Genomic DNA, 10,397 nt, shown 5'->3' with positions numbered 1-10,397 from the left:
GCGGTGTAGAACAGGGGCCAGATCATGCCCTTCTTGATGTAGGACTCACCCATCCAGATGATCTCATACACCGAGATGACCCGCACCAGGGCGGTGTCCTTCACCAGGGTGATAAATTCGTTGCCCATAGGAGGCACGATGCGCTTGATCACCTGGATCAGTGTGACCTTGAAAAAGATCTGACTGCGGGTCATGCCCAGTACCAGGCCGGCCTCCTGCTGGCCGCGGGGCACGGACTGGATGCCCCCCCGATAGATCTCGGAGAAGTAGCAGGCGTAGTTGATGACGAAGGTCACCACCGCCGCGGTGAACCGGGGCAGCAAGGGCAGATCGAACATCAGGCCCGGGCCGTAGAACACCACCATGATCTGGAGCATCAGGGGGGTGCCCCGGACGATCCACACCACGGTTTTGACCACCCAGCGCAGGGGAGCGCACCGGCTCATGGAGCCGAAGGAGATCACCAGACCCAGGGGCAGTGCGAACAGGAGGGTCAGGAGGAAGAGTTCCAGGGTGACCACAAACCCCTCCAGCAGGGCGAGCGTAACAGACATCAGCATAGCATTTCCCTCTTTTGACCGGGGAAAGGCAGAGAGCGCCCGGCTCTCTGCCCGATTCCCTTAGGCTATGTTATTTCTCGATGACGGACTCCTGGACGCCGTAGGTGGTGGCCGTCTCCATAACGGTACCGGCGTCATAGGCCTCTTTCCAGAAGGTGTTGAAGGCCTCGGTCAGATCGGAACCCTTCCGGAAGGCCACGCCGTACTCCTCATCGTTGAGCTGCACGGTGTAGGTCAGATCGGGGTAGCTGGTGCCTTCGCCGATCATGGCGCCCGCCATCAGCAGGTCGATGACGCAGGCGTCGGAGGCGCCGGAGGCCACCTCCATCAGGGCATCGGCCTGGGTGGTCTTGGCCACATAGTTCAGGCCCAGCGCGTCCAGCTGCGCGGCGCCGGCGGAGCCGTTCTCCACAGCGAAGTTCAGGCCGCTGAGGCTGTCCACCGTCTGGTAGTCCTCCGCCTTGTCGGCGGGGAGTACCACCACCTGGCCGTTGCGGCAATAGGGCTCGGACACGGAGGCGCCGGCCTTCACCTCATCGTTGATGGTCATGCCGTTCCAGATCACGTCGATGCCCTTGGTATCCAGTTCCATCAGCTTGTTGTCCCAGTTGATCTCAATGAACTCCGCCTTCACGCCCAGGCTCTCGGCGAAGGCCTTGGCCATGTCGGCGTCGAAGCCAATCCACTCGCCGTTTTCGTCCTTGTAGTCCATGGGGGCAAAGTCGGTCATGCCCACAACCAGGGTACCCTTCTCCTTTACATAGGCCATGTCGCTCTCGGCGGCGGGAGTCTCGGAATTGCCGGCGGGGGTCTGGGTATTCACATCGGGGGTCTCGCTGTTGCCGGAAGGGGTGTTGGCGGTACCGGCGGTGCCGCCGCAGGCGGCAAGGGCAAAAGTCAGGCCCAGCGCAAGGGCCAGAGCAGTCAGTCTGCGTTTCATGTACATTCCTCCAAACCAGTAATGTGGTGGTTGCTTTCGTATGTTACCACACTAAAGCATTGTTGTAAAGAGGAATTTTCTATTTTTCTCCCACCCAATCCGCCGCCTGCCGGAGATCCTCCCTGGTGTTCACGTTCCACAAGACCCGCTCCAGGCAAAATTCCGGCAGTTGGCGCTCCTCCAGCCAGCGGCAGTCCACCCGGTCCAGCAGGGTTCTTGCCGCCCGGCAGCCCTGGTCCAGGCAGGCGGTGAGGGCGGGCAGGCAGCTGCGGCGGTACAAAGCAAAAAGAGGTTCCGCCGCTCCGTCGCTCCGGCGAACGGCGCAGGCGTCCCCATACCGCCCCTTGGCTAAAATGTCAGCTGCCAAAGTTCTGTCGGCAAAGGGCAGATCCACGGCGGCCAGGAACACCGCCTCCGCCCCGGTGCGGAGAAAGGCGGCCTCCAGCCCGGCCAGAGGCCCCCCGCCCGGCCGCAGATCCACCAGCTCCCGGTAGTCCGGATATCGGCCCGGCCTGTCTACCGAAACATACAGCTCATCAAAGAGCGGGGAAAGTTCCGCTGTGATTCGCGCCAAAAAGTTTTGTCCCGTCAGAGACAGGGCCGCCTTGTCCTCACCCATCCGGCTGCTCCGCCCGCCGGACAGGATGACGCCGATCACCGCCATACGCTCCCCCCTCTTTCTTTCCACTTATTGATGTTCAGTGTAGCAAAAAAATTACCATCCGTCAAAAACTGTATAGAAGTCTTTTCCCCTCCATATCCTTTCCAACAGAGCATTTCAGCATTGGAGGCGTCACACACCATGAAAAAACTGGCCGCGGCCCTGGTGGCCGCCACCCTACTGGCTCTGCCCGTCCAGGCCGCCGAGGCCGCCCCGTCCGCCGCCGGCGCGCCCACCGTGGACGCGGCGGGCGCCGTATTGATGGAAAAGGAGACGGGTACCGTTCTGTACGAGCAAAACGCCCACGATAAACTGGAACCCGCCAGCGTCACCAAGGTCATGACCCTGCTGCTGGTGATGGAGGCCATCGACAGCGGCAGCCTGTCCAAAGACGATCTGGTCACCGTGTCCGCCTACGCCGCCTCCATGGGCGGCTCTCAGGTCTACCTGAAGGAGGGCGAGCAGATGACGGTAAACGATCTGCTCAAGGCGGTAGCGGTGGCCTCGGGCAACGACGCCTCGGTGGCCCTGGCCGAGCATCTGTGCGGCAGCGAGGAGGCCTTTGTGGCCAAGATGAACCAGCGGGCGGCAGAACTGGGCATGGAGGACACCTGCTTTGTCAACTGCACCGGCCTGCCGGCGGCGGGCCATCTGACCTCCGCCTACGACATCGCCCTGATGAGTCGGGAACTGATCCTCAACCACCCCTCCATCCGGGACTACACCACCATCTGGATGGACACCCTTCGGGACGGCCAGTTCCAGCTGGCCAACACCAACAAGCTCATCCGGTTCTATGAGGGGGCCACCGGCCTGAAAACCGGCTCCACCGACGCCGCCGGCTACTGCCTGTCCGCCACGGCGGATCGGGACGGCATGGAGCTGATCGCCGTCATCCTCAAGTCCACCACCAAGGACACCCGGACGGCAGCGGCCCAGACCCTGCTCAACTACGGCTTTGCCAACTACACCCTGATGGACGTCTATCCCTCCCAGGCTCTGCCGCCCATAGACGTACTGCTGGGGGAGCAGGAGACGGTGCAGCCAGTGCTGGTTCAGCCCACCCGCATTCTGGTGAGCCGTTCTATGGTCAACCAGGTGGAGACCCAGCTGGATCTCAGCCAGGACGTGGAAGCCCCGGTGGAGGCGGGACAGACTTTGGGTAAAATGACGGTGACCGCCGGGGATGAGACTCTGGCTCAGATCCCCATCGTAGCCGACCAGGCCGTGGCCCGGCTCTCCGCACCCGGTATTTTCCTCCGCCTGGTCCGCACCCTTCTGATGGCCGGCTGATCTGTTTTTTCAAGGCCCGCCGCAGCATACTGCGGCGGGCCTCTTGCGCGTTCTTTACAAAAGATACTGCATAAATGACTGGAAATTTTACACGCCAATTGGTAATCCCCGTCTTGACTATCTCCCTATACCGTTGTATACTTTACACAAATAAAATCCGTGTATTTTGGATTTTATTTATTACCAATGACAAGAACCCCCAGTTTACGCCATTCCAGTTTTCTGGGGAGGTTGCCAACAAGGAGAGGATACCTATGGCTTCCACCAAACCGAGTACGATCCTCCGGGACTTTTCCCAGGGCCACGCGGTACGGGCTCAGGAATTTATGGGCGCTCACCCATCCGTACGGCACGGACAGGACGGTTGGGTCTTTCGGGTTTGGGCTCCTCATGCCCAATCAGTCGCCGTGATGGGCGATTTCAACGGCTGGAACGATTCCGACCACCCCATGCAGCCCCTTTCCGACGGCGTCTGGGAGGTCTTTATCCCCGGTCTGAAGCAATTTGACAGCTATAAATACGCCGTCCATACCGCCTCCGGCCGGGTACTGGCCAAGGCCGACCCCTACGCCTTCCATGCCGAGACCCGTCCCGGTACCGCCTCCAAGCTGTACGACCTGTCCGGCTACGGCTGGGGAGACGAAAGTTGGATGGATTATCGAAAAAAGAACCCCATCTACCAAAAACCGCTGAATATTTATGAAGTTCATCTGGGTTCCTGGCGGCGTACCGGCGAGGATGAGATGCTCTCCTACCGGGACATCGGCAAGTATCTGGTGCCCTATGTAAAAGAGATGGGCTTCACCCATGTGGAGCTGCTCCCCGTTACCGAGCATCCCCTGGACGCCTCCTGGGGCTACCAGTGTACCGGCTACTTCGCCGCCACCAGCCGCTTCGGCACGCCCCACGACTTCATGTGGCTGGTGGATCAACTCCACCAGGCCGGTATCGGTGTGATCCTGGACTGGGTACCCGCCCACTTCCCCAAGGACGCCTTCGGCCTGTATGAATTTGACGGCGAACCCTGCTACGAGTATGCCGACACCCGCAAGGGGGAACATGCCGACTGGGGTACCCGGGTGTTTGACTACGCCCGCCATGAGGTCCGTTCCTTCCTGTTCTCCTCCGCCCTCTTCTGGCTGGAGCAATTCCACATTGACGGCCTGCGGGTGGACGCGGTAGCCTCCATGCTCTACCTGGACTACGGCCGTCAGGGGGGCGAGTGGGTGCCCAACATGTTCGGCGGCCACGAGAACCTGGAGGCGGTGGACTTTATCCAGGAACTCAATCAGCACATTTTTAAGGACCATCCCGACGTGATGATGATCGCCGAGGAGTCCACCGCCTGGCCCCGGGTATCTCACCCGGTGGGCGAGGGCGGCCTGGAGGGCGGTCTGGGCTTCAACCTGAAGTGGAACATGGGCTGGATGAACGACATCCTCCACTACATTAAACTGGACCCCTACTTCCGCCAGTTCAACCACAAGGACATCACCTTCTCCCTGATGTACGCCTTTTCGGAGAACTTCGTGCTGCCCCTGTCCCACGACGAAGTGGTACACATGAAGGGCTCCCTCATCAACAAGATGCCTGGCACCAACGAGGAGAAATTTGCCGGTGTGCGGGCCTTCTACACTTACATGCTCACCCACCCGGGCAAGAAACTGCTGATGATGGGCAGCGAGTTCGGCCAGTGGAACGAATGGCACTATGAACACTCCCTGGACTGGCACCTGCTGGACCCGGATCAGGAGTGGGCCAGACCCCACCGCCAGCTGCAGCAGTTCTTCAAGCAGGCCAACGCCCTCTATCTGGCCCATCCGGAGCTGTGGGAGCTGGATTTCTCCTGGGAGGGCTTTGAGTGGATCGAGGCCGACGACAATCAGGCCAACACCGTGGCCTTCCTGCGGAAGGACACCAAGGGTGATACCCTGGTCATTGTGTGCAACTTCTCCCCGGTGGACCGCACCGGCTATACCGTGGGCGTACCTGTCCCCGGCGTATACAGCGTCATCTTCAATTCCGACGATCTCGACTTCGGCGGTAAGGGGGGCGGCGACCATGAGCCGGTCCGCAGCCGCTATGTGGAGAGTCAGGGCCGGGAGCAGTCCATCACCATCTCCCTGCCGCCCATGAGTTCGGTGATCTACAAGTGTACCCGCAAGTTCCCCGCGCGGAAGAAGAAGGCGGACAAAGAGTCCCCCGCCAAACCTGCCGTCCGCAAGAAGGCCGCTGCTCCCGCCGTAAAGGCGGAGACTTCCAAGCCCGCGGTCCGGAAAAAGGCAGCCGCTCCCGCTGTCAAGGAAGCGGCCCCCAAGCCTGCCGTCCGCAAGAAGGCCGCCGCCCCCGCCGTCAAAGCGGAAGGGGCCAAGCCGGCGGTGCGCAAAAAGAAGGAGAAGTAATGTCTCCCCCGCTCCAAGGATCTGTTCCAGTTCAAACACTGAGGTGATAGAATGAAAAAGGAATGTGTCGCCATGTTGCTGGCGGGCGGACAGGGCAGCCGCCTCCACGCCCTCACCAGCCATGTGGCCAAGCCCGCCGTCCCCTTTGGCGGTAAGTACCGCATCATCGACTTCCCCCTGTCCAACTGCATCAACTCCGGCATTGATACCGTAGGCGTACTGACCCAGTACCGTCCCATGGAACTCAACGCCTACATCGGCAACGGCGAGCCCTGGGATCTGGACCGCTCCTACGGCGGCGTCCACATTCTGCCTCCCTACATGCGGGAAGGCGAGAAGGGCACCTGGTACAAAGGCACCGCCAACGCCATCTACCAGAACATCAATTTCCTGGATACCTACAATCCGGATTATGTACTCATCCTGTCGGGCGACCATGTCTATAAGATGGACTATGCCGACATGCTCCGCCGCCATAAAGAGGCCAAGGCCGCCTGCACCATCTCGGTGCTGGAGGTCCCCATGGCGGAGGCTCCCCGCTTCGGCATCATGAACGTGGATGAGAACGACGATATCTACGAGTTTGAGGAGAAGCCCAAAAAGCCCAAGAGCAACCTGGCCTCCATGGGCATCTATATCTTCACCTGGAAGAAGCTGCGGGAGTACCTCATCGCCGACGAGGAGGACGAGAAGAGCGCCAACGACTTCGGCAAGAACATCATCCCCGCCATGCTCAATGCCGGCGAGAAGATGACCGCCTACCGCTTCAAGGGCTACTGGAAGGACGTGGGCACCATCGACTCCCTGTGGGACGCCAACATGGATATGCTCTCTCCCGACAACGGCATCGACCTGTACGACAGCGAGTGGCCCATCTTTGCCCGCACCCCCACCAAACCCCCTCACTTTATGGGTAAGGACGCAAAGGTGGATCATTCCATGGTCACCGGCGGGTGCGAGGTGTACGGCACCGTGGAAAACTCCGTCCTGTTCCACTCCGTCATCGTGGAGGAGGGCGCCGTGGTGCGTTACTCCATCCTGATGCCCGGCACCGTGGTCAAGGCGGGGGCCGTGGTGGAGTATTCCATCATCGCGGAAAACAGCGTGATTGGCGAGCGGGCCCGGGTTGGCTCCGCTCCCGACGGTACCGAGGACTGGGGCGTGGCCGTGGTGGCTCAGAACCTCTCCATCGGTCCCGACGCCGTGGTCTCTCCCAAGGCCATGATCACTCGTAATGTGAAAGGAGGTGGGGTGAAATGATGAACAAACTGCACGGCATCATCTTCTCCTACCTTTCCAACCCCGACCTGCGGGAGCTGACCCAGAACCGCAACACCTGCTCCATCCCCTACGGCGGCCGGTATCGGGTCATTGACTTCATGCTCTCCAACATGGTCAACGCCGGCATCTCCGATGTAGGCCTCATCGTCCACGCCAACTATCAGTCCCTGCTGGATCATGTGGGCTCCGGTAAGGACTGGGATCTGTCCCGCAAGCACGGCGGTCTGCGTATCCTGCCTCCCTTCAGCTACTCCGGCAAGCGGGAGGGCCTGTACCGGGGACGCATGGACGCCCTGGCGGGCATCCGCTCTTACCTCCAGAATATCCGGCAGGACCATGTGGTGCTGGCCGGCGGCGACCTGGCGGTAAACCTGCCCCTGCGGGATATCTTTGAAGCTCATATCCGCAATGACGCCGACATCACCGCCGTGTGTACCGGCCATCCCAAGGGCGACCCCAAGGGCTGCGACTACTTCACCATCGGCGCCGGCGGACGGATCACCGATGTGTCGGTCCATCCCCCCATCGCTCAGGGCTGCGAGTCCCTGGAGGTTTACATCCTCTCCAAGGAGCTGCTGCTCTCCCTGGTGGATCACTGCGCCGCCCACAACATCCACTCCTTCAGCATCGGCGTTCTCCAGGCCATGGTGGGCCAGCTGAAGATATGTCCCTATGTGTTTGACGGCTACGCCGCCCGGCTGCAATCGGTGGCCGGTTACTTTGCCCGCAGCATGGAGCTGCTGGACCCCCAGGTGCGGGAACAGCTCTTTGCGCCTGACCGTCCCGTCCGTACCAAGGATCGCTCCGATCCCTCCACCTACTACGGCCCCGACTCCCGCTCCTTCAACTCCCTGGTGGCCGACGGCTGCGTCATTGAGGGCGATGTGGAAAACTCCATCCTCTTCCGCGGCGTCCGGGTAGAGAAGGGGGCCAAGGTCTCCGGCTGCGTGCTGATGCAGGGCACCACCATCCAGGCCGGCGCGGTACTGAAATACGCCATCACCGACAAAAACGTCCGGGTCAACCCGGGCCGGATGCTGATGGGCCACAGCACCTATCCCCTGGCCATCGCCAAAAACGAGATCGTCTGACCTTGCAAGCGGGGAGGCGGCGGCCGCGCGCCGCCGCCTCCCTTCCTGCGGCACATTGCATGAGCAAAGTAAACTTATGGTTGGAGGTAATGTATGAATATCCTGTTTGCCACCTCTGAATGCGCGCCCTTTATCAAGACCGGCGGACTGGCCGACGTGGCCGGCGCTCTCCCCAAGGCTCTGGCGAAAGAGGGCCACGATGTGCGGGTGATCCTGCCTCTGTATGAGGGCATTGGCGAAGAATGGCGCAGCCAGATGACCTTCCTGCAGTGCTTCCACGTCACCGTGGCCTGGCGCACCCCCTACTGCGGCATCTTTGAGCTGAAGCGGGACGGCGTCACCTACTGGTTCGTGGACAACGAATACTACTTCAAGCGTTCCAGCATTTACGGCCACTACGATGACGGCGAGCGGTTTGCCTACTTCTCCCGCGCCGTGGTCGAGTCGGTAGGCTGGCTGAACTGGCACCCCGACGTACTCCACTGCAACGACTGGCAGACCGCCCTGGTACCCATCTACCTGCTGGAGGAGCGTCACCGCATCCCCCAGCTCTACGACACCAAGAGCGTGTTCACCATCCACAACATCGAGTACCAGGGCCGCTACGGCAGCCAGACCCTGAAGGATCTGTTCGGCCTGAACGACGGCTACTTCAATGAGCATATGCTGGCCTATCACGGGGACGTGAACCTGATGAAGGGGGCCATCTATGCCGCCGACTATGTGACCACTGTGTCTCCTACTTACGCCGACGAGCTGCAATACAGCTTCTATGCCCACGGTCTGGAGGGGGTCATTGCCGACAACCGCCACAAACTGCGTGGCATCCTCAACGGCATCGACACCGAGGTGTACGATCCCTGGCGTGACAAAGGCCTGACCAAGTTCTTCTCCGTCAAGCAGATGGGCGGCAAGAAGAACTGCAAGGCCGCGCTGCAGCAGATGTCCGGCCTGCGGGAGAACCCCGATACCCCCATCATCGCCTGCGTATCCCGCCTGGTAAAGCACAAGGGCTTCGACCTGGTCACCGCCGCCATCCACGACATTATGGGCATGGACGTGCAGATGATCGTGCTGGGCACCGGCGACTGGAACTTTGAGGAGGCCTTCCGTCAGGCCCAGAACCAGTATCCCGGCCGCTTCGCCGCCCATATGATGTACTCCCCCAACCTGTCCACCGCCATCTACGGCGGCGCCGATATCTTCCTCATGCCCTCCATTGCCGAGCCCTGCGGCCTGAGCCAGATGATTGCCATGCGCTACGGCACCATCCCCGTGGTGCGGGAGACCGGCGGGCTGCGGGACTCCGTCGTTCCCTACAACAAATTCACCGGCGAGGGCACCGGCTTCTCTTTTGCCAATATCAATGCCCACGAGATGACCGGCGTGCTGGCCGACGCTGTGAACCTCTACCACAATGATAAAAAGGCCTGGAAGGGTCTGCAGAAGAACGCCATGTCCGCCGACTTCTCCTGGACCCGCTCCGCGGCGGCCTATCGGGAGATCTACGGCTGGGTCACCGGCAAGTAATGGTAGGTGCTTCCTTCTCTTGACAAATAGAATAAGACTGTGATAAAATTCCGCTCCGCAGGGGGATTTTTCCCTGCGGAGCCCTTGTTTTGTCGCTATCCTAACTGTATAGGAGATGTCTGCATTGCATAAATACACGAAAAAAGAACTGATGACCCTCATTACCGGCAAATTGCGCCGCAATTTCGGCCGTGACGTTGAGGAAGCCACCAGTCTGCATATGTTCAAGGCCTGCGCTATGGTGCTGCGGGATATCATTTCCGAGCGTCAGATGAAGTCCGAGGACAAGGTGATCGAAGAGCATCAGCGCCAGGTCCACTACCTGTCCCTGGAGTTTCTTATGGGCCGCTCCCTGATGAAGAACGCCTACAACCTGGGCGTGCTGGAGCCTTTGAAGGAGGCTATCGAAGGACTGGGCTTCTCCGCTCCCGACCTGTTCGAGACCGAGCCCGACGCCGGTCTGGGCAACGGTGGCCTGGGCCGTCTGGCCGCCTGCTATCTGGACTCCATGACCACCCTGGATATCCCCGCCACCGGCTACTCCATCTGCTACGAGCTGGGTATCTTCAAGCAGAAGATCGTGGACGGCCAGCAGGTGGAGCTGCCCGACAACTGGCTGGGCCTGGGCGACGCCTGGCT

9 protein-coding genes are annotated in these 10,397 nt (G+C 60.7%); 6 read left to right on the top strand and 3 right to left on the bottom strand.

Features of this window, described 5'->3' with window-relative positions:
- The 3 genes from Q0K43_RS08375 to Q0K43_RS08365 form a co-directional block, all read right to left on the bottom strand.
- Positions 1-560: amino acid ABC transporter permease (locus Q0K43_RS08375; protein WP_297290102.1), on the bottom strand; the 560-nt coding region annotated here is incomplete at its 3' end.
- A 70-nt stretch (positions 561-630) separates the two neighbouring features.
- Positions 631-1,500, bottom strand: a complete 870-nt coding sequence (locus tag Q0K43_RS08370; RefSeq protein WP_297290101.1) for a transporter substrate-binding domain-containing protein — start codon at positions 1,498-1,500, stop codon at positions 631-633.
- 79 nt (positions 1,501-1,579) lie between these two features.
- Positions 1,580-2,164, bottom strand: a complete 585-nt coding sequence (locus tag Q0K43_RS08365) for a molybdenum cofactor guanylyltransferase (RefSeq protein ID WP_297290100.1) — start codon at positions 2,162-2,164, stop codon at positions 1,580-1,582.
- A gap of 138 nt (positions 2,165-2,302) precedes the next feature.
- Between Q0K43_RS08365 and Q0K43_RS08360 the strand changes: the two genes are divergently transcribed.
- The 6 genes from Q0K43_RS08360 to Q0K43_RS08335 all read left to right on the top strand — a co-directional run.
- On the top strand, positions 2,303-3,454 hold the full coding sequence (locus Q0K43_RS08360; protein WP_297290099.1) for a D-alanyl-D-alanine carboxypeptidase family protein: 1,152 nt from the start codon (positions 2,303-2,305) through the stop codon (positions 3,452-3,454).
- A 254-nt stretch (positions 3,455-3,708) separates the two neighbouring features.
- Positions 3,709-5,856, top strand: a complete 2,148-nt coding sequence (gene glgB / locus Q0K43_RS08355; protein WP_297290098.1) for a 1,4-alpha-glucan branching protein GlgB — start codon at positions 3,709-3,711, stop codon at positions 5,854-5,856.
- A gap of 51 nt (positions 5,857-5,907) precedes the next feature.
- Positions 5,908-7,116, top strand: coding sequence for a glucose-1-phosphate adenylyltransferase (locus Q0K43_RS08350; protein ID WP_297290097.1), 1,209 nt, complete (start codon positions 5,908-5,910; stop codon positions 7,114-7,116).
- The gene (gene glgD, locus Q0K43_RS08345; RefSeq protein WP_297290096.1) at positions 7,113-8,228 is read left to right on the top strand and encodes a glucose-1-phosphate adenylyltransferase subunit GlgD; all 1,116 of its coding nucleotides are present in this window, start codon (positions 7,113-7,115) and stop codon (positions 8,226-8,228) included. The genes Q0K43_RS08350 and glgD overlap by 4 nt, the downstream gene beginning before the upstream one ends.
- Before the next feature lie 93 nt (positions 8,229-8,321).
- On the top strand, positions 8,322-9,758 hold the full coding sequence (gene glgA, locus Q0K43_RS08340; protein ID WP_297290095.1) for a glycogen synthase GlgA: 1,437 nt from the start codon (positions 8,322-8,324) through the stop codon (positions 9,756-9,758).
- A gap of 115 nt (positions 9,759-9,873) precedes the next feature.
- Positions 9,874-10,397: glycogen/starch/alpha-glucan phosphorylase (locus Q0K43_RS08335; RefSeq protein WP_297290094.1), on the top strand; the 524-nt coding region annotated here is incomplete at its 3' end.

This window comes from uncultured Flavonifractor sp. (assembly GCF_944383115.1).
In the GTDB taxonomy this organism is placed as follows: domain Bacteria; phylum Bacillota; class Clostridia; order Oscillospirales; family Oscillospiraceae; genus Flavonifractor.
Note: the sequence above shows the minus strand (reverse complement) of the source record. Positions and strands in the feature narration are given on the sequence as shown.

Coding starts and splice junctions, on each gene's coding strand:
- Q0K43_RS08365 (WP_297290100.1), bottom strand. CDS start 2,164: ATGGCGGTGATCGGCGTCATCCTGTCCGGCGGGCGGAGCAGCCGGATG.
- Q0K43_RS08350 (WP_297290097.1), top strand. CDS start 5,908: ATGAAAAAGGAATGTGTCGCCATGTTGCTGGCGGGCGGACAGGGCAGC.
- Q0K43_RS08360 (WP_297290099.1), top strand. CDS start 2,303: ATGAAAAAACTGGCCGCGGCCCTGGTGGCCGCCACCCTACTGGCTCTG.
- glgB (WP_297290098.1), top strand. CDS start 3,709: ATGGCTTCCACCAAACCGAGTACGATCCTCCGGGACTTTTCCCAGGGC.
- glgD (WP_297290096.1), top strand. CDS start 7,113: ATGATGAACAAACTGCACGGCATCATCTTCTCCTACCTTTCCAACCCC.
- Q0K43_RS08370 (WP_297290101.1), bottom strand. CDS start 1,500: ATGAAACGCAGACTGACTGCTCTGGCCCTTGCGCTGGGCCTGACTTTT.
- glgA (WP_297290095.1), top strand. CDS start 8,322: ATGAATATCCTGTTTGCCACCTCTGAATGCGCGCCCTTTATCAAGACC.